General features: G+C 49.4%; 24 protein-coding genes. 20 read left to right on the top strand and 4 right to left on the bottom strand.

Annotated elements, in window-relative coordinates; genetic code table 11:
- Positions 1–91 precede the first annotated feature (91 nt).
- From prmA to thiI, 4 genes are all read left to right on the top strand, one after another.
- Positions 92–1,048, top strand: a complete 957-nt coding sequence (gene prmA, locus ACR0QE_RS01275) for a 50S ribosomal protein L11 methyltransferase (protein WP_432626572.1) — start codon at positions 92–94, stop codon at positions 1,046–1,048.
- 15 nt (positions 1,049–1,063) lie between these two features.
- Entirely contained in the window at positions 1,064–1,801 is a 738-nt protein-coding gene (locus ACR0QE_RS01270; RefSeq protein ID WP_432626571.1) for a 16S rRNA (uracil(1498)-N(3))-methyltransferase, read from the top strand.
- Between the two features lie 6 nt (positions 1,802–1,807).
- Positions 1,808–2,962: a cysteine desulfurase family protein gene (locus ACR0QE_RS01265; protein ID WP_432626570.1), complete on the top strand. Its 1,155-nt coding sequence runs from the start codon at positions 1,808–1,810 to the stop codon at positions 2,960–2,962.
- An 85-nt stretch (positions 2,963–3,047) separates the two neighbouring features.
- Entirely contained in the window at positions 3,048–4,229 is a 1,182-nt protein-coding gene (thiI, locus tag ACR0QE_RS01260; protein ID WP_432626569.1) for a tRNA uracil 4-sulfurtransferase ThiI, read from the top strand.
- Between the two features lie 198 nt (positions 4,230–4,427).
- Here thiI and ACR0QE_RS01255 read toward each other — a convergent pair whose 3' ends face one another.
- Positions 4,428–4,661, bottom strand: coding sequence for an HPr family phosphocarrier protein (locus ACR0QE_RS01255; RefSeq protein WP_177976755.1), 234 nt, complete (start codon positions 4,659–4,661; stop codon positions 4,428–4,430).
- A gap of 194 nt (positions 4,662–4,855) precedes the next feature.
- Here ACR0QE_RS01255 and mtaB point away from each other — a divergent pair, with 194 nt between their 5' ends.
- The 9 genes from mtaB to ACR0QE_RS01210 all read left to right on the top strand — a co-directional run bounded on the left by mtaB (position 4,856) and on the right by ACR0QE_RS01210 (position 13,376).
- Positions 4,856–6,256 (top strand): tRNA (N(6)-L-threonylcarbamoyladenosine(37)-C(2))-methylthiotransferase MtaB, encoded by a 1,401-nt coding sequence (gene mtaB, locus ACR0QE_RS01250; RefSeq protein WP_432626568.1) that lies wholly within the window; start codon positions 4,856–4,858, stop codon positions 6,254–6,256.
- A gap of 100 nt (positions 6,257–6,356) precedes the next feature.
- A complete protein-coding gene (locus tag ACR0QE_RS01245) occupies positions 6,357–6,620 on the top strand; it encodes an IreB family regulatory phosphoprotein (protein ID WP_177976948.1) in 264 nt (87 codons plus the stop codon).
- A gap of 300 nt (positions 6,621–6,920) precedes the next feature.
- Entirely contained in the window at positions 6,921–7,364 is a 444-nt protein-coding gene (gene ruvX / locus ACR0QE_RS01240) for a Holliday junction resolvase RuvX (protein ID WP_432626567.1), read from the top strand.
- A gap of 54 nt (positions 7,365–7,418) precedes the next feature.
- Positions 7,419–7,697 (top strand): DUF1292 domain-containing protein, encoded by a 279-nt coding sequence (locus ACR0QE_RS01235; RefSeq protein ID WP_432626566.1) that lies wholly within the window; start codon positions 7,419–7,421, stop codon positions 7,695–7,697.
- Between the two features lie 44 nt (positions 7,698–7,741).
- Positions 7,742–8,212, top strand: coding sequence for a Fur family transcriptional regulator (locus ACR0QE_RS01230; RefSeq protein ID WP_432626565.1), 471 nt, complete (start codon positions 7,742–7,744; stop codon positions 8,210–8,212).
- 134 nt (positions 8,213–8,346) lie between these two features.
- Positions 8,347–10,659 carry an RNase J family beta-CASP ribonuclease gene (locus ACR0QE_RS01225; protein WP_432626564.1) on the top strand — a complete coding sequence of 771 codons (2,313 nt, stop codon included), beginning with the start codon at positions 8,347–8,349 and terminating at the stop codon, positions 10,657–10,659.
- A 144-nt stretch (positions 10,660–10,803) separates the two neighbouring features.
- A complete protein-coding gene (locus tag ACR0QE_RS01220; RefSeq protein WP_432626563.1) occupies positions 10,804–11,205 on the top strand; it encodes an endolytic transglycosylase MltG in 402 nt (133 codons plus the stop codon).
- A gap of 236 nt (positions 11,206–11,441) precedes the next feature.
- The gene (locus tag ACR0QE_RS01215; RefSeq protein WP_432626562.1) at positions 11,442–12,080 is read left to right on the top strand and encodes an O-methyltransferase; all 639 of its coding nucleotides are present in this window, start codon (positions 11,442–11,444) and stop codon (positions 12,078–12,080) included.
- 60 nt (positions 12,081–12,140) lie between these two features.
- Positions 12,141–13,376: a peptidase U32 family protein gene (locus ACR0QE_RS01210; RefSeq protein WP_432626561.1), complete on the top strand. Its 1,236-nt coding sequence runs from the start codon at positions 12,141–12,143 to the stop codon at positions 13,374–13,376.
- 91 nt (positions 13,377–13,467) lie between these two features.
- Here ACR0QE_RS01210 and ACR0QE_RS01205 read toward each other — a convergent pair whose 3' ends face one another.
- Positions 13,468–13,950: a PTS sugar transporter subunit IIA gene (locus ACR0QE_RS01205; protein ID WP_432626560.1), complete on the bottom strand. Its 483-nt coding sequence runs from the start codon at positions 13,948–13,950 to the stop codon at positions 13,468–13,470.
- Between the two features lie 440 nt (positions 13,951–14,390).
- On the opposite strand from ACR0QE_RS01205, the gene ACR0QE_RS01200 reads away from it, so the two are divergent.
- The 7 genes from ACR0QE_RS01200 to ACR0QE_RS01170 all read left to right on the top strand — a co-directional run bounded on the left by ACR0QE_RS01200 (position 14,391) and on the right by ACR0QE_RS01170 (position 23,239).
- Positions 14,391–15,185, top strand: coding sequence for a YdcF family protein (locus ACR0QE_RS01200; RefSeq protein ID WP_432626559.1), 795 nt, complete (start codon positions 14,391–14,393; stop codon positions 15,183–15,185).
- Positions 15,186–15,274: 89 nt separating this feature from the next.
- Complete coding sequence (locus tag ACR0QE_RS01195) at positions 15,275–18,208, top strand: insulinase family protein (protein ID WP_432626558.1); 2,934 nt, start codon at positions 15,275–15,277, stop codon at positions 18,206–18,208.
- Positions 18,209–18,304: 96 nt separating this feature from the next.
- Entirely contained in the window at positions 18,305–19,231 is a 927-nt protein-coding gene (era, locus tag ACR0QE_RS01190; protein WP_432626616.1) for a GTPase Era, read from the top strand.
- Positions 19,232–19,297: 66 nt separating this feature from the next.
- The gene (recO, locus tag ACR0QE_RS01185; RefSeq protein ID WP_432626557.1) at positions 19,298–19,945 is read left to right on the top strand and encodes a DNA repair protein RecO; all 648 of its coding nucleotides are present in this window, start codon (positions 19,298–19,300) and stop codon (positions 19,943–19,945) included.
- A 133-nt stretch (positions 19,946–20,078) separates the two neighbouring features.
- A complete protein-coding gene (locus ACR0QE_RS01180) occupies positions 20,079–20,732 on the top strand; it encodes a hypothetical protein (protein ID WP_432626556.1) in 654 nt (217 codons plus the stop codon).
- A gap of 116 nt (positions 20,733–20,848) precedes the next feature.
- Positions 20,849–22,237 (top strand): glycine--tRNA ligase, encoded by a 1,389-nt coding sequence (locus ACR0QE_RS01175; RefSeq protein WP_432626555.1) that lies wholly within the window; start codon positions 20,849–20,851, stop codon positions 22,235–22,237.
- Between the two features lie 144 nt (positions 22,238–22,381).
- The gene (locus ACR0QE_RS01170; protein ID WP_432626554.1) at positions 22,382–23,239 is read left to right on the top strand and encodes a YitT family protein; all 858 of its coding nucleotides are present in this window, start codon (positions 22,382–22,384) and stop codon (positions 23,237–23,239) included.
- Between the two features lie 40 nt (positions 23,240–23,279).
- Here the strand turns inward: ACR0QE_RS01170 and ACR0QE_RS01165 are convergent, their stop codons facing one another.
- Together ACR0QE_RS01165 and ACR0QE_RS01160 are read right to left on the bottom strand one after the other, a co-directional pair.
- The gene (locus ACR0QE_RS01165) at positions 23,280–23,690 is read right to left on the bottom strand and encodes a DUF3842 family protein (RefSeq protein ID WP_432626553.1); all 411 of its coding nucleotides are present in this window, start codon (positions 23,688–23,690) and stop codon (positions 23,280–23,282) included.
- Between the two features lie 226 nt (positions 23,691–23,916).
- On the bottom strand, positions 23,917–25,392 hold the full coding sequence (locus ACR0QE_RS01160) for an SLC13 family permease (protein WP_432626552.1): 1,476 nt from the start codon (positions 25,390–25,392) through the stop codon (positions 23,917–23,919).
- Positions 25,393–25,623: the final 231 nt, after the last annotated feature.

The raw sequence follows: 25,623 nt of genomic DNA, 5'->3' as shown, positions 1-25,623 counted from the left end.
ATAAAAAAGAAAAAAATTAAAGAAATAAAATTAATTATAAAGAAACATAACTACTGGAAACGAAAGAGACAAAAGAAAGGATGAAACATTTATGAAGTGGACAAAATTTACACTGAAGACCACCACGGAGGCGGTTGATCTGATCAGCAGCATGCTCGATGAGCTTGGCATCGAGGGTATTGAGATCGAGGACAATGTGCCGCTGTCTGAGGCAGACACGAAGGGCATGTTCATCGACATTCTCCCGGAACTTCCGCCGGATGACGGAAGCGCAAAGGTGAGCTTCTATCTGGAAGATTTAACCAATCTCGAGGATCTTCTTCGCAACATCGAGGAGGGACTCGATGACTTAAGCGAGTTTGTCAATGTGGGCGAGCGCACGATTTCCGTGTCCGAGACTGAGGATAAGGACTGGATCAACAACTGGAAGCAGTATTTCAAGCCGTTCACCGTGGATGACATCCTGATCAAACCGACCTGGGAGGAGATTCCGCCGGAGCACGCAGATAAGCTGCTGATCGAGATTGACCCGGGAACTGCATTCGGAACCGGAAAGCATGAGACGACTCAGCTTTGCATCCGCCAGCTCGATAAGTATATCAAGGGTGGCGAGAAGGTTCTCGATGTCGGAACCGGAAGCGGAATCCTTGGAATTGCAGCTCTGAAACTCGGTGCAGCCGAGGCATTTGGAACCGATCTCGATGAGAATGCGGTTGTTGCGGTCAAGGAAAATCTTGAGGCAAACCACATTCCGGCAGAGAAGTTTGGCGTCGTTCAGGGAAATATCATTGATGACAAGGCGATTCAGGATCAGGCCGGATACGAGTGCTACGATATTGTTGTGGCAAACATTCTTGCCCCGGTCATCATCATGCTTCAGGGCGAGATTGCACAGCATCTCAAGCATGGCGGAATCTTCATCACATCCGGAATCATCAACACGAAGGAAGAGGATGTGCGCCAGGCAATGGAGGCAAACCCGGAGCTGGAGATCGTGGAGATCAATCATCAGAACGACTGGGTTTCGATCACCGCGCGCAGAAAGTAGGAGTAGGAAGAGAACATGTATCATTTTTTTGTGACACCGGCGCAGATTGCGGACGGTTATGCAGTGATTACCGGTCAGGATGTCAACCATATCCGAAATGTGTTGAGAATGAAACCGGGCGAGAAAGTCGGAATCCGCGACGGTATTTCGAGAAATTATGTCTGTGAGCTTGAGACAATGGAGGCGGATGAGATCCGTGCGAAAATCCTCTCGGAGGAGGCAGATTCGAGCGAACTTCCGTCGAGACTCTACCTCTTTCAGGGACTTCCAAAGAGCGACAAGATGGATCTGATCATCCAGAAGGCCGTGGAACTCGGCGTCTACGAGGTCATTCCGGTTGCGACGAGACGCGCTGTGGTGAAGCTTGACAAGAAGAAAGAGGATGCCAAGCTCAGACGCTGGAATGCGATTGCAGAGAGTGCGGCAAAACAGTCGGGACGCATGATGATCCCAGAGGTCAGTGCGGTGGAGAGCTTTTCGGAGGCGGTGAAGCGGGCATCGCAAATGAACCTTGCCCTGATTCCGTATGAGCTTGCAGAGGGAATGGCAGAGACAAAGCGCATTCTGTCTGAGGTTCGTCCGGGAATGGACGTGGCAGTCTTCATCGGGCCGGAGGGCGGTTTCGACGTGGAGGAAGTGGAAGAGGCAAAGGCAGCAGGTGTGGTTCCGATCACGCTCGGAAGACGGATTCTGCGGACAGAGACAGCAGGTCTCACAGCCCTGTCGATCTTGATGTTTCAACTGGAGGATTAAAGAAAAATGGAAGCATATTTTGATAATTCCGCGACGACGCGGGTGCTCGATGAGGTGAAGGATCTTGTCGTCAAGGTGATGACGGAGGACTACGGCAATGCGGCATCCCTGCACCGGAAAGGCGTCGAGGCGGAGCGTTATATTAAGGAAGCACGCGCGCAGATCGCAAAGACGCTGAAAGTGGAAGAGAAAGAGATTCTGTTTACCTCCGGCGGCTCGGAGTCCAACAATATGGCCCTGATCGGCACAGCGCTCGCAAACCAGCGTGCGGGAAAGCACATCATCAGCACGGCGGTCGAGCATCCGTCTGTCTACAATCCGCTTGCATATCTGGAGGATCTCGGATTTGAGGTGACGTTCCTTACGGTTGACAAAAATGGACACATCAGTCTCGATGAGCTGAGAGAGGCAGTGCGCCCGGACACGATTCTCGTCTCCGTGATGTATGTCAACAATGAGGTCGGAGCGGTCGAGCCGATTGCAGAGATCTCAAAGATCGTGAAAGAGAAGAATCCGAAGACGCTGCTCCATGTGGATGCGATTCAGGCTTACGGAAAATATGTGATCCGCCCGAAGAAGGAGGGAATTGATCTTCTCTCTGTCAGCGGACACAAGATTCACGCACCGAAGGGAACCGGTTTTCTTTACATCCGGAATGGTGTGAAGATCAAACCGTTGATCTACGGCGGTGGCCAGCAGAATGGACTTCGTTCCGGCACGGAGAATGTTCCGGGTGTCGCAGGTCTCGGACTGGCTGCACAGATCATGTACACGAATCACGCGGAGAAGATCCGCAAGATGATCGAGCTGAAAGATTATCTGATTGACCGCATCGGCGAACTCGAGGGATGCGTGGTCAACAGCAAGAAAGGCGAGGAGAGTGCCCCGCAGATTGTGAGCGTCAGCTTTGAGGGTGTGCGTGCAGAAGTGCTTCTTCATGCGCTTGAGGACAAGAACATCTTCGTCTCTTCCGGTTCCGCATGTTCTTCCCATCATCCGGGAATCAGCGGTACGTTAAAGGGAATCGGAGTGAAGCCGGATCTCCTCGATTCCACGATTCGTTTCAGCTTCGGCGTGTTCAACACGAAAGAAGAGATTGACTACTGCATCGAGGCACTTAAGGAACTTCTTCCGGTATTGCGCCGCTACCGCAGAGGATAAGAAAGTTAAGATAAGAATAGAGTTGAACAGAGAAAAACGGTTAAGTTATTAGCCGATTATAAATACAACAAAGAAAGGAATTTGCATGAAATTTCAGTCATTTTTGATTAAGTATGCAGAGATCGGAACCAAGGGAAAAAACCGGTATCTGTTTGAGGATGCCCTGATTCACCAGATCAAGGTGGCACTCAAAAAAGTAGAGGGATCCTTCCAGATCTCCAAGGAGTCCGGACGTATCTATGTGCAGGCAGTCAGCGATTATGATTACGATGAGGTGATTGAGGCACTTCAGCGTGTGTTCGGTATCGCGTGGATCTGCCCGATGCTTCAGGTTGAGGAGAAGGACTTCGAGAACCTCAAAAAGATCGTTGTGGATTACATCGGAGAGGTCTATGAGGACAAACACTTCACCTTTAAGGTCGACAGCCGTCGTGCCGACAAGAGCTACCCGATCCATTCCGAGCAGATGAATGCCGATCTCGGAGAGGCGATTCTGAATGCGTATCCGGAGACTTCTGTTGATGTCCATAAGCCGCAGGTACTCCTGAAGGTGGAGGTCCGCAAACTTGTGAACATTTACTCCCTGATGATTCCGGGACCGGGCGGTATGCCGGTTGGAACGAACGGAAAGGCAATGCTTCTGCTTTCCGGCGGAATTGACAGCCCGGTTGCAGGTTACATGATCGCAAAGCGCGGCGTAAAGATTGATGCTGTTTACTTCCATGCTCCGCCTTACACGAGTGAGCGCGCAAAGCAGAAGGTTGTGGATCTGGCAAAGCAGGTGTCCAAGTATTCCGGTCCGATTCCGCTTTATGTCGTAAACTTCACAGATATCCAGCTCTACATCTATGAGCAGTGTCCGCATGAGGAGCTGACGATCATTATGCGCCGTTACATGATGAAGATCGCGGAGGAGATTGCCCGCAGAAACGATGCGCTGGCGCTGATCACCGGTGAGAGCATCGGACAGGTTGCTTCCCAGACTGTGCACTCTCTGGCAGCGACGAACGAGGTCTGCACAATGCCGGTATTCCGTCCGCTGATCGGTTTTGATAAGCAGGAGATCGTGGATATTTCCGAGAAGATCGGAACGTTCGAGACTTCGATCCAGCCGTATGAGGACTGCTGCACGATCTTCGTGGCAAAGCATCCGGTGATCAAGCCGAACCTGACTTACATTCACCGCTCTGAGCTGAATCTTCAGGAGAAGATTGATGAGATGATGAAGACGGCGATCGATACCGCAGAGATGATCTGGTGCGAGTAATTTGATTCATTCAGGATATTTTATCTGAAAAATGGATGGAGTATGATTTTACATATTTGTGGGAGGCCGGTGGCGTGAGCGCTGACTTTCCACAAATATGCAATAAAAAAGGATGCGTTTCTCAGAGAGAAAGCATCCCGTTGATCTCGGATTCCATATATTTTGATTGAATTAATATGTAAAATTCCGGAAGGATCATTATTTGATGATGTACGGAGAAAGGGTCTCCAGGATCTCATCGATTCCTGCCTCAGCATGGATGTTTAAGTCGATCGGCTTGGACAGATCCAGGCTGAAGATACCCATGATGGACTTTGCGTCGATTACGTAACGGCCAGATACCAGGTCGAAATCAACATCAAATTTGGACAGATCGTTTACGAAAGATTTTACTTTATCGATGGAATTTAAAGAAATACGAACGGTTTTCATGTAAATAAGCCTCCTTGTTTTTGTCATTCCCTTTTTGGCTGTGACGGCACATTTCGCCCGTCTGCCATATAACAATACTACTCATAACTGGCTGAAAAGTCAATAGGGAGTTTTAAGGATTATTTGCAGAAAAAGGATTGGAAGTTATACGCTTTGCGAGCGTCGACTTGAAAAAATATGAAGGAGAATAGTCAATGAAGAGAGCAGCTTTACATAACTTGGGCTGCAAGGTAAATGCTTATGAGACGGAGGCAATGCAGCAGCTTCTCGAGGAAGCCGGATATGAGATTGTCCCGTTTCAGGATCAGGCGGATGTCTATGTCATCAATACCTGTTCGGTGACGAACGTGGCAGATAAGAAATCGAGACAGATGCTGCACCGGGCAAAGAAGATGAATCCGGGTGCGGTCGTTGTTGCAGCGGGCTGTTATGTACAGGCGGCAGCGGAAGAACTGAAAAAGGATCTCTCAGTCGATGTGATTATCGGAAATAATAAGAAGAAAGATCTTGTTCCGATTCTTGAGGAATATTTTGCAGAGAGGGAAAGAAATGGACAGGGTACTGCAGGGCAGGAAGCAAAGAATCCTTCCGGCGAAGAGTCAAAGGAGCACCAGCACCTTGCGGAAGATCATGTGATTGAGATCGGAAAGACGAAGGAGTACGAGGAGCTGAAACTTCATCATACCGGAGAGCATACCCGTGCGTTTCTGAAAGTACAGGACGGATGCAACCAGTTTTGCAGTTACTGCATCATCCCGTACACGAGAGGACGCGTGCGCAGCCGCCGCCTAGAGGAGGTCGAGAAGGAGGTTCGGGAGCTTGCCGAGGCAGGCTATCAGGAGATCGTGCTGACCGGAATTCATTTGAGTTCCTACGGTCTGGATTTTCCTGAAGGAGAGCGCCAGACGCTTCTCGACCTGATTCTTCGCCTTGAGAAGGTGGAGAAGATCAAGAGAATCCGCCTTGGATCCCTCGAACCGAGAATTGTGACGGAGGAATTTGCGAGAGCACTTGCTTCATCGGAGAAAATCTGTCCGCATTTCCATCTGTCTTTGCAGAGCGGATGTGATGAGACGCTCAAACGCATGAACCGCCGCTATGACACCGCAGAGTACCGGGAAAAGTGTGAGATTCTGCGCCGCGTCTTCGTAAATCCGGCGATCACGACAGATGTGATTGTGGGATTTGCGGGAGAGACGGAGGAGGAGTTTGCACAGACGAAATCCTTCCTTGAGGAGATCGGTTTTTATGAGATGCATATCTTCAAGTATTCACGCCGTGCGGGAACCCGCGCAGCCGTGATGCCGAACCAGGTTCCGGATCCGGTCAAGGCAAAGAGAAGCGATGTGCTGCTTGAACTTGAGAAGAGACAGTCGCTCGATTACCGGAAATCATTCCTCGGAAAAGAGGAGGAGGTGCTTCTCGAGGAGGAGACGCAGATCGGAGGTGTGACTTACCTGACCGGTTATACGAAGGAATACGTAAAAGTAGCATACCCGGCAGAACTTGGTGCCAGAAACATGCTTGTGAGAGGAAAGCTTACCGAGATGCTCACAGATGAAATTTTATTGATGCGTACGGATAAGAATTTTTAAAATGATTTTTCTGATGAAGGAATGGAAAATTGATTATCCCCTTGCCGAATCAGAAAAAGTAGTATAGAATAGAGAAGAATAGTTAAAGGACGTGAAAAGCATGGGCGAAATTCATAATACACAGTTTTTTAAAGCAGTACAGGAAAATAAGATGGATGTCAGCCAGGTGCTCGAGCAGGTATATGTGGCGCTCACGGAAAAGGGATACAATCCGGTCAATCAGATTGTCGGATATATCATGTCCGGAGATCCGACCTATATCACCAGCTACAAGAGTGCGAGAAGCCTGATTATGAAGGTGGAGAGAGATGAGATTCTCGAAGAGCTGATGTCGGTATATATTGATGCAAAGCTGAAAAAATAGGCATATTGCCGGAACTCTTCTGACAAAGGGTCGAAGTGCGCCAAGGAATGCCAGCGTGTGTTTGGAACATTCGGTGCATGATCGGACGGCAGGGGAGGAACAGGTCGAGGTTTGTTTTTGCCTGATGCAGGTGATGGAGGATAGAGCAGACTTCGGCGGCAACAGAAGAAGACTGTCAGTCCGATCCGTCTGAGAAAGGCTGACAGTCTTTTCGATACATCCGCATTTGCAGGAGAGGAAGCACCGGAAGAGACTGCAGACGGATGAGAAGCCCGGTGCATGAAATCTGGAGAACAAAATATGAGAATTTTAGGATTGGATTATGGCTCGAAGACCGTCGGTGTGGCAGTCTGCGATCCGCTCGGAATTACCGCGCAGGGAGTGGAGACGATCACACGCAAGGATGAGGGAAAACTGCGCCGTACTTTAGCGCGGATTGAGGCTCTTGTTGCAGAGTATGAGGTGGAGACCATCGTTTTGGGATATCCGCTGAATATGGACGACTCCGTCGGAGAGCGTGCGAGAAAAACAGAAGAATTTCGCGATATGCTGATTCGCAGAACCGGTCTGCCGGTTGTTCTGTGGGATGAGCGTCTGACAACTATAGAGGCGAATGAAATCTTGATGGAGAGCGGAGTTCGGCGGGAAGATCGGAAGAAGGTTATTGATAAAATTGCGGCAACTCTGATCTTGCAGTCGTACCTCGGCTCCTTGAAGAGTGAACAGAAAAACGAAACTATTTAAGCAATTTTGCGAGATTTTTGCGAGATTCGTGAAAGAGTCATGAGGAGTAAAAAGGTGACACAGGAAGAAAAGATTACACTGCAGACAGAAGACGGGGAATCTGTAGATTTTTATGTATTGGAAGAAACCCGGATCAACGGCATGAACTATCTGATGGTGACGGATTCCGAAGATGAAGAGGAAGACGGGGAGTGCTATATTCTGAAAGATGTCTCGAAGGCAGAGGATAGCGATGCTGTCTATGAATTTGTGGAAAATGATGATGAACTGGATTATCTCTACCGCATTTTTACAGAGCTGATGGAAGACATGGAAGTCGAGATTCGTAAGTAAAAAGAGAATAAATAGAATGCTCTGAAAATAGGAGAAGAGAGCGGATGGAACAGAAGCGGTTTCGTGAGATTCTCCGGGATAAGGGACTGAAGGTAACGGCACAGCGGATGCTGGTGCTTGAGACAATCGCGGATCATCCGGATGAGCATTTGACGGCGGAGGAGATTTATGAACTTGCGCGCCGTCGATACCCGGAGATTGGTCTGGCAACGATTTACCGGACGCTTCAGGTTCTGGTGGAGCTCCATATTATTGAAAAGATCAGTCTGGATGACGGGTTTGCCCGCTATGAGTTCGGCAAGGAAGGCACAGATGGGCATCATCGTCATCACCATGCAGTTTGTCTGGGGTGCGGGGCGGTCATTTCCATTGAAGATGATCTGCTGGATGGGCTGGAACAGGCAGTTCAGAAACGAATTGGATTCCAGGTGACAGATCACGAATTGAATTTATATGGATTTTGCAGAGAATGCCTGAAAAAGCAGAAATCTGAAAAAGAGAAAAATGTAGAGTAGATGGAAAATCCCGTTGGGATTTTGGCTTTGTGAATGGCCGGAAGCTGTCTGAGAAAGTCTTTTTTACAGGAAAGCAGGAATCGAAAAAAGATTTTTGACGCAGCAATTCATTAGAATGTGGAGGAAATGATTGCATGACAGAAAAACAGAATACAGAAAATCAGAATGCAGAAGTTTATGCGGCTCCTGCGACAGAGCGTGAGGAAAAATCGGTTCAGCCGGCAGAGAGACAGCCGATTGAGAAGCCGGCGGATGTTCAGGCTGCAAAGCAGATTGAGCAGGACGTGCAGGTGAGAGAAGAAAAGACGGCGGAAGCAAAGGCAGAAGAGAAAGCCGAAAAGAAGACAGACGAAAAGCCGGAGGGCGCAAACCGTCCGGCACAGAAGAAGGGCCGCGGCGGAGCGCGCAGAGACGGAAACCGTCCTCAGCGTCAGGATCGTCAGGAGGAAAAGAAGCGGGACGACAAGAATCCGGACGAGCGCAAGCGCGAGAATAAGACACAGGGAGAAAACCGCCCGAAGAAGAACGGAAAGCCAAAACAGCAGCACGAGGCAGAAAAACATGAGGCGGGCAAATCCTCTCCAAAGCAGGGAGCAAAGCAGGAGAGAGCAGAGAAGCCGGAGAAAAAGATCGAGCGTCAGGACAGAAATGACAGATCAGATAGACCGGAGAAACCGGAGAAGACGGCAGCCCAGAGAACGAAGGCACCGAAGCGCGCAGAGCGCCAGAACGCAAAACTTCCGGCTGTGGCTGCACCGGAAGAGGTTGGATTTGTTCCGGGAACCGGTGAGGGTCAGGCAAAGGTACGCATCATCCCGCTCGGCGGACTTGAGCAGATCGGTATGAACATCACGGCATTCGAGTATGAGGACACGATTGTGGTTGTCGACTGTGGTCTTGCTTTCCCGACAGACGATATGCTCGGAATCGATCTCGTCATTCCGGATGTCACCTATCTTGAGAGAAATATCGACAAGGTAAAGGGATTTGTGATCACCCATGGACATGAGGATCATATCGGAGCCCTTCCTTATATTCTTCAGAAAATCAATGTTCCGGTTTATGGAACGAAGCTGACGATCGCTCTGATCGAGAACAAGCTCAAAGAGCACAACCTGATGAAGAACACGAAGCGCAAAGTGGTAAAGCATGGTCAGTCGATCACGCTCGGCGCATTCCGCGTGGAGTTCATCAAGACAAACCACAGCATTGCAGATGCGGCAGCACTTGCTCTCTTCACTCCGGCAGGTGTGATTGTTCACACGGGCGACTTCAAGGTGGATTACACTCCGGTATTCGGAGATGCATTTGACCTTCCGCGCTTTGCAGAGCTTGGAAAGAAGGGAGTTCTTGCCCTGCTTTCTGATAGTACAAATGCGATCCGTCCGGGATTTACCGCATCGGAGAGAACTGTCGGCAAGACGTTTGATGCGGTATTTGCAGAGCACAAGAACAACCGTATCATCGTTGCAACCTTTGCATCCAACGTGGACCGTGTACAGCAGATCGTTTACTCCGCATGCAAGTACGGAAGAAAGGTTGTTGTCGAGGGACGAAGCATGGTCAACGTCATCGGAACGGCAAGTGAGCTCGGTTACATCAACATTCCGGAGAACACGCTGATTGACATCGACCAGCTCAAGAATTATCCGGACGAGCAGACAGTTCTGATCACGACCGGAAGCCAGGGAGAGGCGATGGCAGCTCTGTCCCGCATGGCATCCGGCATGCACCGCAAAGTGACGATCAAGCCGAACGATGTCGTAATCATGAGCTCTCACCCGATTCCGGGAAATGAGAAGGCAGTCTCCAAGGTTATCAACGAGCTGGCAATGAAGGGTGTCGAGGTTATCACCGAGGATACCCATGTATCCGGCCATGCATGCCAGGAGGAGATCAAGCTGATCTACTCTCTGCTTCATCCGCGCTATGCGCTTCCGGTTCACGGTGAGTATCGTCATCTTGTTGCAAACCGCAGCATTGCGATGGCGATGGGAGTGCCGAAGGAGCGCACACTGATCATGTCTTCCGGAAATGTTGTGGAGATCTGTGAGGACTACTGCAAGGTCGTTGACCAGGTTCAGGCAGGCGGAATCCTTGTAGATGGACTTGGAGTCGGCGATGTCGGAAATATCGTCCTCAGAGATCGTCAGAATCTCGCTCAGAACGGTATCATCATCGTTGTGCTGACACTTGAGAAGTACAGCAACCAGCTTCTCGCAGGTCCGGACATCGTATCCCGCGGATTTGTCTATGTGAGAGAGTCCGAGGATCTGATGGATGATGCAAAGAACATTGTCGACAATGCCGTTGCAGACTGTCTGGATCGCCATGTGACCGACTGGGGCAAGATCAAGAATATCATCCGTGACAGCCTGAGTGACTTTTTGTGGAAGCGCATGAAGCGCAGCCCGATGATCCTTCCGATCATCATGGAAGTCGAGTAAGAAGTCGAGTAAACAGTTTGAGAGATATAGCTTGAGAGATACCGTTCTTAGTGCTTGAATGTCTGCACGGAACCACTTACCGGCGGGAGCGGGGAAGAGAATGTGCAGAACGTGCGGGCAGAAACAGGGAAGGATGAAACGTGCATGAGCCAGATTACGCGTGATATCAACAAAATAACGAGAGCAATCATCGGAATTTCCGGAAAGCTGATTCTCTATGCGCTGATTATTCTTTTGCTCGCAGAAGGAGTGACCAGAGGGTATGCGTTTGGCCATTCGATCTTCTATGCGACGGCTGTGGAGGCGGCTCCGGGAACGGACAAGACGATCACGATTCCGGATGGGCAGACCTCAAAGGAATCGGTTCAGCTGCTTCACGATGTGGGACTGATTTCAAATGAGCTTGCAGTGGAGATTCAGCTGAAATTTTATGACTATAAGATTCAGCCCGGAACGTACACGCTGAATACGTCGATGACGTCAAAGGAGATTCTTCAGGCTCTCAATGAGAAGAAGACGGAGGAGACGAAGGACAGCTCCAACTAGAGATTTAAGAATTCATAAATTCAGAAACTTAAAAATTTAGGAATTCAAATCGGAAGGCTGGAGAATCTGAGAAAAATCGAAAAACCGGGAAACAGAGGACTGGGAAACCGGATCATCATATAAACGGATAAACTTGGGCGCTTCAGCGAATCTTTTATTTCGGAGATTTGCTGGAGCGTTCTAAATGAAGCAGATGAAGCAAATGAAATAGATGGAGTAGGTGGAGCAGAGAAAAGATGGATCAGGAACGAGTTACGGCATATATTCATTCATTGGACCGTGGTCATGGGGAATTCTGTGACCGGATCGCGAGGGAGGCAAGGGCAAATTTTGTGCCGATTATCCGGCGTGAGACGGCGGCGTTTCTTCAGACGCAGATTGCAGCGGTCCGCCCGATGCGAATTCTGGAGGTCGGTACCGCTGTGGGATACTCGGCGCTTTTGATGCGTCAGGTGATGCCAGAGAAAGCTCACATCACGACAATCGAGAGGGACGAGGTGCGCATCCAGAAAGCAAAAGAACACTTTGCACTTGCGCAGGCGGAGGAAGACATTACTCTCCTTGAGGGAGATGCGCAGAAGATTCTCGGGGAACTTGAAGGGCCTTTTGATTTCGTGTTTATGGATGCGGCAAAGGGGCAGTATATTCATTGGCTTCCGTCGATTTTAAGACTTCTCACCCCAGGCGGCCTGCTATTTTCGGACAATGTACTTCAGGACGGGGATATCATTGAGTCCCGCTTTGCTGTGGAGAGACGCAACCGGACGATCCATGCCCGCATGAGAGAGTATCTCTACACGCTGACCCATCACGAGGAACTGTTTACGAGCGTGATTCCGATCGGAGATGGAGTTGCGCTGAGCGTGAAGAAATAAGGAACTATAATGTAAAAAATAAAGATAGTAAAACAATGAGAAAATAATGAGGAGGAAACCATGAGAGAGACAGAGTTGCTGATTCCGGCAGGCAGTCTGGACGTGCTGAAAACCGCCGTAATTTACGGCGCAGATGCCGTGTACATCGGCGGAGAGGCATTTGGACTGCGTGCGCGAGCAAAGAACTTTTCTGCTGAGGATATGAAAGCAGGAATTGAGTTTGCACATGAACACGGAGCGAAAGTCTATGTAACTGCAAATATTCTGGCACACAATCAGGATCTTGAGGGTGTGGAGCAGTATTTTGAGGAGCTGAAGGAAATCCGTCCGGATGCATTGATTATCTCAGATCCTGGTGTCTTTGAGATCGCAAAGCGTGTGCTTCCGGAGATGGAGATTCATATCAGCACGCAGGCAAACAACACGAACTATGGGACTTATCTGTTCTGGCACCGCCTCGGTGCAAAGCGTGTGGTTTCTGCGCGTGAGCTCTCTCTTGCAGAGATCCGCCAGATCCGCGAGAAGATTCCGGATGATATGGAGATCGAGAGCTTCATCCACGGAGCAATGTGCATTTCTTATTCCGGACGTTGCCTGCTCAGCAATTTCCTCACGGGGCGCGATGCAAATCAGGGAGCCTGCACCCATCCGTGCCGCTGGAACTATGCGCTGATGGAGGAGTCAAGACCGGGTGAGTACATGCCGGTGTTTGAGAATGAGCGTGGAACCTTTATCTTCAACTCCAAGGATCTGTGTATGATTGAGCACGTCCCGGAGATGATCGAGGCTGGAATTGACAGTTTCAAGATTGAGGGACGGATGAAGACTGCTCTCTATGTGGCAACGGTTGCGCGTGCTTACCGCCGTGCGATTGATGATTACAAGAAAGATCCGGAACTTTACCGCAAGAACATCAGCTGGTACCGCGAGGAGATCGGAAAGTGTACGACCCGTGACTTCACAACCGGATTCTATTTCGGAAAGCCGGGAACAGAGAGCCAGATTTATGACAATAACACGTATGTCAAGAATTATACGTATCTGGGAACGGTGGAGACTGTCCGTGAGGATGGCTGGTGCCGGATTGAGCAGAAGAACAAGTTTTCTGTCGGCGAGACGATTGAGATCATGAAGCCGGATGGCAGCAATGTGGAAGCGACGGTATGCGCAATTACCGCAGAGGACGGAACGCCGCAGGAGAGTGCGCCGCATGCGCGCCAGATCATCTGGGTGGATCTCGCAACAAAGCTGAATCCGTATGACATTTTGAGACGCCGTGAGACTGACGGAGAGTAAAAGATAGAAAGAGACAAAAAGAGCGTTTTACGTGGATTTTTGGCAAAAGCCGATCCGGTAAGACGCTCTTTCTTCTTATTATCATTTATATTTACCAGGTTGCGACAACCGTCTCTCCGGCGGTAGCCTGCATACCGGACTTGAAAGTGATATCCGGAAGCTCCGGGTTATCGATGGCGATCAGGATAACATCAGAACAGAGCCCGCGGGACTCGATGAGATCCTTGTCAAATTCAATCAGTTTGTCTCCTGCTTTTACTTTCTGATCGGTCTTCACGTAAGAGATGAATCCTTCCCCGTTTAAAGATACGGTATCGATGCCGATGTGGATCAGCAGGTCAAATCCTTCTGCGATACGGATTCCGACCGCATGGTTTGTGCCCTCCATTGTAACGGTAATCTTGCCGTCTGCCGGGGCGATGACCGTTCCGTCTGTCGGATGGATTGCGATGCCTTTTCCGAGCATGCAGGATGAGAACACATCATCTTTCACCTTTGTCACCGGGATAACTTCCCCATTGATCATTGCCGTAAGCTGCTGCGGCTGTTTCTTTTTTTTCAGAAAATCAAACATATACATCCACCTCCTCAAAAAATATGCCTGAAGTGATACTACATACAGCGCGGCTATCATAGCACAGAAAAATCGGCTCTGCAAGAGGTTAATTTTTCTGAAAACGCATACAGAAAGCTTTTTGGTACGTTTTTTGTACGATTTAGCGGAAGACTCAGTTGCGGTTTGTGCGGTGCATGGAGAGTGATATGGACGGTGGACGCAGGCAAAAACCTGAGATTTTCTGTGCTTGTGACAAAAGGAAAAGTGTAGTATGATAGGAGGATGAGAGGTTCCCGTATACAGGTGGGTAGGAATTTTCTGAACGGAAAATTCCGTATGATACTGTTAGGGGGAAGATTTTGCCGATTTGGAATGCAAAGCATCGGCAAAATCTGTTACAGTTTGTGCAGCGTAACAAACTGTAACAGTGAGAGGAAAATGGCAAGGAGGGCGCGGCTATGCTGGCATGGATTCTGGCGGCAGGTGCGGGGATCTGTCTGATTTATTACATTGGTGTGGTGCTGTATGCGGGGATCGGAACGGCATTCAGCGCAGTATGGCTGTTTTTTGCGGGATTTCTGGCGCTCACGGCGGCGGGAGTCCGGCTTTATCAGAGAACTCCGGATCGCTCCTTCCTCTGGATACCGGTGTCGATGGTGACACTGTGTGCAGCGGGAGTCGTGATTCTGCTGGTGATGCAGATCCTGATTTTCAGCCGGGTACCCGCGGTTGCGGAACCGGGGCTTGACTATGTGATTGTTCTCGGAGCGGCGGTGAAGCCGGAGGGGATCAGCAAGACACTGAAACTGCGTCTTGACAAGGCGGCGGAGTATGCACTCCAGAATCCGGACAGCGTCTTGATTTTGTCCGGTGGACAGGGAGCAGATGAGCCTCAGACGGAGGCGTCGGCGATGGAGGAGTATCTGGCCAGTCTTGGGATTCCGAAACGCCAGATGATTCAGGAAAATCGTTCCACGAGCACCTTGGAAAATATTGTATACAGTCAGGAGCTGATCAACCGCGACCGGGATATGAGGGGAGAGGCTTTTCAGAGAAGGCTTCAGAGCCGTCCGATCCGGATTGGAATTCTCACAAGCAATTTCCACCTGTTTCGGGCGCGGATGATTGCGGCAAAGCGGGGACTTACGGATGCCTGGGGGATCGCAGCGCCGTCCGACCGGGTTTTGCTGATGCATTACTCGATCCGCGATGGGATTGCGATACTAAAAGAGCGCCTGATGGGGAATATTTGATAAAGGATAAGACAGAAAAGAGAAAACAGAAAACAAATTTAAAGATTTTTTTATTTAGAAAATTATCATAGAAAAGGAGATTCAAACAGATGAGTCAACTGGAAGCGATCAAGAGCCTGGAAGCATATCAGGTTGTCGATTACAAAATCATAAAGGAGATGCAGTCAGAGGGAATCGTGCTGGAGCACAAGAAGACGAAGGCACGTCTTTTCCTGATGGCAAATGACGATGAGAATAAGGTGTTCTGCATCGGATTCCGCACTCCGCCGGATAACGACTGCGGTCTGCCGCATATTCTCGAGCACAGCGTGCTCTGCGGATCGGAAAAGTTCCCGCTCAAGGATCCGTTTGTGGAGCTTGTAAAGGGATCTTTAAACACATTCTTAAATGCGATGACTTACCCGGACAAGACGGTTTATCCGATTGCAAGCTGCAATGAAAAGGATTTCCAGAATCTGATGGATGTCTACATGGATGCAGTTCTCCATCCGAATATTTACAAGGAGGAGAAGATCTTCCGTCAGGAGGGCTGGCATTATGAGCTGGAGTCTGAGGATGCCCCGCTGATCTATAACGGCGTCGTTTACAATGAGATGAAGGGTGCGTACTCCTCCCCGGAGAGCCTTCTCGACAGCGCGACGCAGAAGACGCTGTTCCCGGACAACTGCTACGGCAAGGATTCCGGCGGAGATCCGGCGTATATTCCGGAGCTGACGTATGAGAAGTTCCTCGATTTTCACCGCACGTACTACCATCCGTCAAACAGCTATATCTACCTTTACGGAGATATGGACATGGCAGAGAAATTAAAATGGCTGGATGAGGAGTATCTGTGCCACTATGAGGAGAAGCAGGTGGACTCCCGCATTCCTCAGCAGAAGCCGTTTGCTGCACCGGTTGAGAAAGAGATTCACTACTCGATTGCGGATGGAGAGCCGGAGACGGATGCCACTTATCTGTCGGTAAATACCGTAGTCGGAACGGATTTAGATCCTCGCCTCTACGTGGCATTTCAGATTCTCGAGTACACGCTGCTCGATGCACCGGGCGCACCGCTCAAGCAGGCGTTAATTGATGCCGGAATCGGAAAAGATATTCTCGGCGGATATGAGAGCGGAATCTTACAGCCGTATTTCTCCGTGATTGCGAAAGATGCGAATGCAGACCAGAAAGGCGAATTCCTTGCGGTTGTGAAGGGAACCCTGCGCAAACTTGCCGATCAGGGAATCAACCGGAAGAGCCTGCTTGCCGGAATGAACTACTATGAGTTCAAATACCGTGAGGCAGATTACGGCTCTGCACCGAAGGGACTGATGTACGGTCTCCAGTGCCTTGACAGCTGGCTTTATGACGGAGATCCGATGATGCATCTTGAGTATCAGGAGACGTTTGATTACCTCAAGGGAGCAGTCAGCGAGGGATATTTTGAGCAGCTGATCCGCGATTATCTCTTAGATAATCCGTTTGAGGCGGTCATCGTGCTGAGCCCGGAGAAGAATCTGACGGCGAGAGAAGATGAGAAAACCGCAAAGAAACTCGCAGAGTACAAGGCTTCCCTGAGCGCAGAGCAGGTCGCTGGCATGGTCAAGGCGACGAGGGAACTCAAGGAGTATCAGGACACCCCTTCCACCCCGGAGATTCTCGCAAAGATTCCGCTGCTGACGAGAGAGGACATCGACAAGAAGGCAGAGAAACTTTACTACGAGGTCAAGGAGGAGAACGGAGTCAAGGTTCTCCATCACAATTTCTTTACATCCGGAATCGGTTATCTGAAACTGCTGTTCAACACAGATGCTGTCCCACAGGAGGATCTGCCGTATGTAGGTCTTCTCAAGTCAGTTCTTGGCAGTGTGAGCACAGAGAAATATGATTATTCGGATCTGACAAGTGAGATCCACTTAAACAGCGGCGGTGTGGATTTTGGTGTGACCTCCTATGTGGATCTGAATGATCCGGAGAAATTCACCGGTGTGTTCGTCGGAAGTGTCCGCGTGCTCTATGACCGTCTCGACTTTGGTTTCGGAATCCTCGAAGAGATTCTGAATCACTCCGTATTCACGGATGAGAAGCGTCTCGGTGAGGTGATCCAGGAGATTCGTTCCCGCGCAAAGATGAAGCTTGAGAGTGCGGGTCATTCCACTGCGGTTTCGAGAGCAACCTCCTACTTCTCTGCTACGGCTTATTACAATGAGATGACAGCAGGTGTCTCCTACTATCATTTTGTGGAGCAGATTGCAAAGAATTACGAGACGGAGAAGACGGCGCTTGTGGCAAAACTTCAGGAGGTCTGCAAGAAGCTCTTCACACGTGAGAACCTGTTAATCAGCTATACGGCCGATGATGAGGGATATGCGAGACTGCCGGAGACGATGAAAGTTCTGACTGAGAATCTGCCGGAGGGAAGCGGCGAGCATTTTGCCTTCACCCACCCGGTTGAGAATATCAATGAGGGACTCAAGACTGCCGCCCAGGTCGACTACGTTGCCCGCTGTGGTACCTTCCGCAAATCCGGACTTGCCTACACCGGTGCACTCAAGATTCTTCAGGTGATTTTGAGCTACGATTACCTGTGGCTGAACATCCGCGTGAAGGGCGGTGCTTACGGATGCATGAGCGGATTCGGACGTTCCGGCGAGGGATACCTCGTCTCCTACCGTGACCCGAACCTCAAGGAGACAAATGAGATCTACGAGGGAATCCCGGAGTACTTAAGACAGTTCAATCCGGATGACCGCGATATGACAAAGTATGTCATCGGAACGATCAGCAACATGGATGCTCCGCTGACTCCGTCAGTGAAGGGAAGCCGTGGACTCTCCGCATATCTGTCCGGTGTGACTGAAGAGATGATGCAGCAGGAGCGCGATGAGGTCCTGACCGCGACGAAGGAGGACATCCGCGCACTCGCAGACATTGTTCAGGCGGTGCTCGATACTGGAAGTTTCTGTGTAGTCGGAAATGAGGAGAAGATTGAGGCGAACCGTGAACTTTTCGGAAGTGTGGAGAGCCTTTCAAGAGCGTAAAACATTTATAAACAATTTATAGCGATAAGCGATATAAAAGCGAGAAAATAAAAGAAAAGAACGAAGAGGAAAAGGAAAAGAGAACGTATGGCAGAGATGAAACTTGCGGATCTTGGCGGTCCGCAGAAAGAGAAAAAATCGGGATTTGTGACACTGATTGGACGCCCGAATGTCGGAAAATCCACACTGATGAATCACCTTGTGGGACAGAAGATTGCGATCACCTCAAACAAGCCGCAGACGACGAGAAACCGAATCCAGACTGTCTACACGGATGAGAGAGGACAGATCATTTTTCTGGATACCCCGGGTATCCACAAGGCGAAGAATAAGCTCGGCGAGTACATGGTCAATGTCGCAGAGCACACCTTAAAGGAGGTGGATGTCGTTTTGTGGCTTGTGGAGCCGACGACCTTCATCGGAGCCGGAGAGCGCCACATCGCAGAACAGCTTGGAAAAGTAAAGACTCCGGTAATCCTTGTCATCAATAAGATGGATACCGTGAAAGAAAAGCAGGAACTGGCGAAGTACATCGATGCATACAAGGATATCTGCCCGTTCGCAGAGATTGTCCCGGTATCGGCACTGCGCAAGCAGAACACCGACCTTCTGACCGAGCTGATCTTCAAGTACCTGCCGTATGGACCGCAGTACTACGATGAGGACACGGTGACTGACCAGCCGATGCGCCAGATTGCGGCTGAGCTGATCCGCGAGAAGGCACTGCGCCTGCTCGATGAGGAGATTCCGCACGGAATCGCAGTCACGATCGAGAAGATGACGGAGCGCCCGAATGGAATTATCGATATCGAGGCGACGATTGTCTGCGAGCGTGATTCCCACAAGGGAATCGTCATCGGAAAGGGCGGAGCGATGCTCAAGAAGATCGGAAGCAGCGCGCGCCAGGAGATTGAGCGCATGATGGAGACAAAGGTAAATCTTCAGCTCTGGGTAAAGGTGCGCAAGGAGTGGAGAGACAGCGAACTTCTGATGAAGAACTACGGATATACCCCGGAAAAGTAAAATCCGGAAAAGAATGTTTGTATAAGATGCAGACAGGAACGTGATGCAGGGAGAGAGTGTGGAAGCGTGAGAGAGACGATGGAACTGACCGGAATGGTCCTGAAGGCGACACCGGTAGGGGATTATGACCGGAGACTCGTGATTCTGACGAGGGAGAGAGGAAAGATTGTTGCATTTGCGCGCGGGGCAAAGCGTCCGGGCAACCTTCTGATGGCAGTGTGCCGCCCGTTTGTGTTTGGAACATTTCGCGTCTATGAGGGGCGGGATGCCTACAATCTTCACAGTGCAGAGATCCGCAATTACTTCACGGAACTGGCGGGGGATGTTGAGGCTGCGTGCTATGGTTCCTACTTTCTCGAGTTTGCGGAGTATTACAGCCGGGAGAACTTAGACGGCGGGGAACTGCTTCTCCTTCTGTATCAATCCCTGCGGGCACTTTTAAAACCGGCCCTCCCGAATTCTCTGATTCAGCTGATTTTTGAGCTCCGGGCAATGAAAGCCGGGGGAGAGTACACGGAATTTCCGCCGAAGAAAGTCAGTGAGGCAGCGGCCTATGCCTGGCAGTATATTCTGGAGACGCCGTTTGATTCCCTCTACACCTTTGTGCTCAAGCCCGAGGTGGAACAGGAATTAAAGGCCTGTGTGGAGTTTAATAAGCGGAGATTTCTTGACCGTTCCTTTCACTCTCTGGAAATTCTTCAGATGATGAAATAGGTGTTACTGTTTGCGCAACGCGTGAACAGTAACAAATAGGTTAATGAAATAAGTCATAGGAAGAAATCGGTATTGAATTATTCCCTGTTTGCGGGTATAATCCAAAATAACTATATTTTCAGGAGGAAGATGGATGAAAAAAGGAAGGGCTGTCCTGACCGCACTTCTGTGTTCTGCTGTGCTTCTGGCAGTGGGATGTGGAAAGAAAGATGCGGATTATACATGGAACGCCAAGGAAAGCAGTATCTACGTAAGCAATGGGCTTGAGGTGGAGAGTGCACTGGTCTATACGTCAGAACAGTTTAATGAACTTTATACGCAGGAAGGCTTGGAAGAATTTGCAAAAGAGGCAGTAATCCGCTATAATGAGGAGCAGGGGGCTGCTGCATCTGCAGAAAATGCGGATGGAGGCGAAAAACTTCCGACGGCTCTTGTCTCGACAAAGCTTGAGAACAGAACCGGAACCCTGATTTTTGATTATAAGAGTGCAGAGGATTTTGTCAAATTTGCAAAAGAGACAGAGGATGACACGAACACAGTGACCGATCTGAAAGTGGGAACTGTTTCCGACGGAATTCCGGATGGAATGACCTTCACAACTTTGTCTGGAAAAGCGGCGGATTCTTCTGAACTGACGAAAAAAGCGGAGACGAAGATGGTTGTTGTGACGGGATCTGCGACGATCTGTACAGAGGGAAAGATTTCCTTTATCAGTGACGGAGTGACTGTGACGGATTCTCACACAGCAGTGACGCCGGAAGGTACGAGCTGTATCTTATTCCAGTAGTTTGAATCCGAGAAATGAAAGGGGGGATTCGCTTCCCTTGAAAGTTTCAGTGGATTTGGGCGATGGATAAAGACAGATATAGAAATAGTAGTATAGAAGAAAGAGGTTATTGGACAATGGAAAAGACAATGGAAAAAATTGTAGCACTGGCGAAGAACCGTGGATTTGTATATCCGGGATCTGAGATCTATGGCGGACTTGCAAATACCTGGGATTATGGTAACCTTGGCGTTGAGCTGAAGAACAATGTAAAGCGCGCATGGTGGCAGAAATTCGTTCAGGAGAGCCCGTACAACGTAGGTGTTGACTGTGCGATCCTGATGAACTCCCAGACCTGGGTGGCATCCGGACATCTCGGCGGTTTCTCTGATCCGCTGATGGATTGTAAGGCTTGTAAGGAGCGTTTCCGTGCAGACAAGCTGATCGAGGATTACATGGCAGAGAACGGCATCACTCCGGAGGGTTCCGTAGACGGATGGAGCCAGGAAGAGATGAAGCAGTACATCGATGATCACAACATCTGCTGCCCGAGCTGCGGAAAGCATGATTTCACCGATATTCGTCAGTTCAACCTGATGTTCAAGACTTTCCAGGGTGTAACAGAGGATGCAAAGAACACGGTTTACCTTCGTCCGGAGACCGCACAGGGTATCTTCGTAAACTTCAAGAATGTACAGCGTACTTCCAGAAAGAAAGTTCCGTTCGGTATCGGCCAGATCGGTAAGTCCTTCCGTAACGAGATCACCCCGGGTAACTTCACCTTCCGTACCCGTGAGTTCGAGCAGATGGAGCTGGAGTTCTTCTGCAAGCCGGGCACTGACCTTGACTGGTTTGCTTACTGGAAAGAGCACTGCATCCAGTGGCTGAAGAGCCTGGGCATCAAGGATGATGAGATGCGCGCAAGAGACCATTCCGCAGAGGAGCTGTGCTTTTACAGCAAGGCAACGACTGATCTGGAGTTCCTCTTCCCGTTTGGCTGGGGTGAGCTGTGGGGAATCGCAGACCGTACCGATTACGATCTGACCCAGCATCAGAATGTATCCGGACAGGATATGACCTACTTTGACGATGAGAGCAAGGAGAAGTACATCCCGTATGTTATCGAGCCGTCTCTGGGTGCTGACCGTGTGACTCTGGCATTCCTGTGCTCCGCATACGATGAGGAGGAGATCGGTGAGGGCGATGTTCGTACCGTTCTGCACTTCCATCCGGCACTTGCACCGGTTAAGATCGGTATCCTTCCGCTGTCTAAGAAGCTCAACGAGGGCGCTGAGAAGATCTACGCTGAGATGAGCAAGTACTACAACTGTGAGTTTGATGACCGCGGCAATATCGGAAAGCGTTACAGAAGACAGGATGAGATCGGAACTCCGTTCTGCATCACCTATGATTTCGATTCTGAGAACGATCAGGCAGTAACGATTCGTGATCGTGATACGATGGAGCAGGTTCGTGTGCCGATCGCAGAGCTGAAGAACTACTTTGAGGACAAGTTCCGTTTCTAAGATAAATAAATATCTTTGACTGATTTTTACTAAATGATAAGAGCTGTTGCAGAGCAGGGAGGATCCTTAAGGGACTCCCCTTTGCAGCAGCAATTTTTTTGTATGATAAAATTATCACAAGTTTTTCGGGAGAGGAGACTGGAAATGGTGAAGCAGAAGATAGATTACAGAAAAACAGCGGTGGAGACGATTATTCTGACAGGGGCGGTCGCAATCATTGCGGCAGCGGTTTACTTTTTCCTGATGCCGAGTCATACCTCGGTCAGCAGTATTTCCGGACTGGGAATTGTACTGTCAAATTTCGTCCCGCTTCCGCTCTCAGCGATCACGATGATTCTCAACGTCGCACTTTTGATTGTCGGATTTTTTACCTGTGGGAGAGAGTTTGGCGCAAAGACTGTGTATACAAGTATTGTTCTTCCGCTGTTTCTGGCGCTTTTTGAGAAGCTGTTTCCGAATTTTTCGTCGATGACGGACAGTCAGGAGCTGGATGTCCTCTGCTATGTTCTGGTGGTCAGCGTGGGACTGAGTATTTTGTTCAATCGCAATGCATCCTCGGGAGGACTCGACATTGTGGCGAAGATTATGAACAAGTACCTGCATATGGATCTCGGAAAAGCAATGTCGCTTTCAGGAATGTGCATCGCGCTCTCGGCAGGTCTTGTCTATGATAAGAAGACAGTGGTGCTCAGTGTGCTCGGAACTTATTTTAACGGAATCGTTCTCGACCATTTTATCTTTAACCACAATGTCAAGCGTCGTGTCTGCATCATCACAAAGAAAGAGGAAGAACTGCGCCAGTTTATCCTGAACGATCTTCACAGCGGCGCCACGATTTATGAGTCAATCGGTGCTTACAACATGGAAAGACGAAATGAGATCATCACGATCGTCGACAGGATGGAGTACCAGAAGCTGATGAACTATATGAACCATGAAGATCCTCATGCCTTCATCACGGTCTACAACGTCTCAGACATCCGCTATCAGCCGAAAAAGTGAGAGTTCTAAGTATTATTGTATATTGTATTATTGGATTGTGCTATTGGATCAGTTCGCGTACCTGGTCGACGACGCGGCGGATAATCTCGTTCATCGAAATCTCTTCACAGCCGACAACGTGGTGGTTGCAGCGGTTGACCGGCATCAGAAGCTGGGTCGCGTGGCTGCGTCCAATGGCAGCCGCCATGGTGGGGGTCACCTCTCCGAAGAGGGAGTCGGCGATCACAATGCCGATCGGTCCGATGATGATGTCGGAGTCACGCGCAGCGACAACGACCGGATTCTCTCCGGTTGCGCCGTAGTCTGCCCCGGCTTTCATCATTGCAGCCGTCGCAATGCTGTTTGTGCCGATCGCAAGCAGTTCCTGTTCCGGGAATTCTTTCTTTAACTGTTCAATCAGAACTTTTCCCATGCGGCCGCCCTGGCCATCTATAATCGTAATTTTTTTCATAAACAGATCAAATTCCTTTCGTCAACAAATCTTTTTATAGGACGCAATTTCCTATTCTATAAGAATCGTATAAGAAAGGGGGACCGGCAGTGCCGGTCCCCCTGAAGCATTCCTGCAAATCAGTGTACCATAAAAAGCTGGAATATGAAATATAAAACCACAAATGCAGAATCTCTGACAAAATGCAGGAAAATTACAATCTAAATAATCGGGTAAGTAAAATTCTTTAGCGGAACAGCATCATTGCAACCGGAAGACCGACAACAATTGCCATCACGATCTCGATCAGGGCGATCATCGTCGTGTATTTGTAGATCTGACCGGAAGCGAGCCATTCTTTGTTGCCGTGGATCATTGCCGCAAACGGAGATGCTGACGGAGTGATCGATGCAGTTGCCAGAACAAAGATGATGATCAGTGCCGTGATCGGAGAGGAGTTGATTCCGTTAGCCAGACAGAACGATGCGATGACCGGCTGAATCAGCATACCGATTACAAGGCTGTTGCACAGGTTTGTCAGAACCAGAGTGATCACAAGCAGAGCAATGTAGAACACGGTCAGGGACATGCCGCTGAAGATCGGGTTCAAAACAGAGCTCAGGAATTTTGCAATACCGGTGGACTCATTGGTCAGAACACCGCCGAGCAGGGTTGCTGCGGTACACAGGAAGAAGGTTCCCCATGCGAAGTTGCTTGCGACTTTACCAAACGGCATAATCGGCTGATGCTCTTCCTTGTCAAGGCTGACGCAGCAGAGGATAGCGGAATATCCGATTGCGAGACCGTAGCTGTTTGCACCCAGGAATTTCATGATTCCAAGTTCCGGAACGATACTCGGGAGAAGCATGCAGGCAATGTAGATCACGAAAGTGACTGCCATGAACTTCTGGTTCGGGGTCAGTGGCGGAAGCGGATTCTTTTTCAGTTTCTCCACATCCAGATTCTTCAGCTTGGATACATCCGGGCGAAGAACGAATTTACAGAACAGAACGATGACAATGATTGAGGAGAAGCCCCAGATCAGAGCCAGTGTCAGGTAGGAAGCGTTGTTTAACACGATTTTGCTTCCCATATTTTCCGTGATTGTGGAGTAGTTGCTGATCAGGGCAAGTCCATTTCCACTGTACGGCGGAACCGGGAAACCGATCAAAGTACCGATTACGATCAGGATCAGCATCAGTGTCGGGTAAGCTTCCCCTTTCTTGATTCCGATCTCATCAAAAATGTCATAGACAACCGGCCAGAACAGGAAGATCGGTGCGAACGGGCCAACGAATGCAGCCATCAGCATGGAACCGATCATCAGCATGGCGGTAAATACCCACGGACGGCCATTGTTGATTGGAAGAGTCAGGAAGAAACGTCCGATGTACATCGTCAGTCTGTTATAAACAAGGCAGTTCATAACGATCATCAGGAAGAACATCTGGATGATAACCGGGCTTCCGAACGCCGTCTGGAGAACCTGGTTCATTGGACCGTATCCGGAAATACCAACCATAAAAATGCAGGCAAGACTGGACCATACAGGTTCAACGGTTGTCCACAGATACAGGGTACCTAAAAAGATACCGATGATTTTCATGCCCAGCGGGGTCACTTCTGGAAGAGTGATCGGCAGGAACGGAAACAGAAACATGATTGCCATACCAATGACAGCATGTATGGCTTTTGGCGTAACCAGTGCTTTCTTCTGATTCATTTGTATACCCTCCATTGTCGTTTCACGAAATTTTCGAAACTGATAATATTTTAACACAACGCACCTGCTGAAAACATAACGTGCGTTATATTTTACGTCAAGATTTTGTTGAAATTGACGTAAAACACCGGGGCTAAATGAAAAAAGAAAGGAGAAACTGGACAAAAAGAAAAAACAGAAAATATAACGAGGGCTTCTTGCATTTTCCATAAAATCCCATTAAAATAGAAG

This window comes from Brotaphodocola sp. (assembly GCF_050873065.1).
GTDB lineage: Bacteria > Bacillota > Clostridia > Lachnospirales > Lachnospiraceae > Brotaphodocola.
The sequence above is the reverse complement of the archived record's forward strand: the minus strand, read 5'-3'. Positions and strand labels throughout refer to the sequence as shown.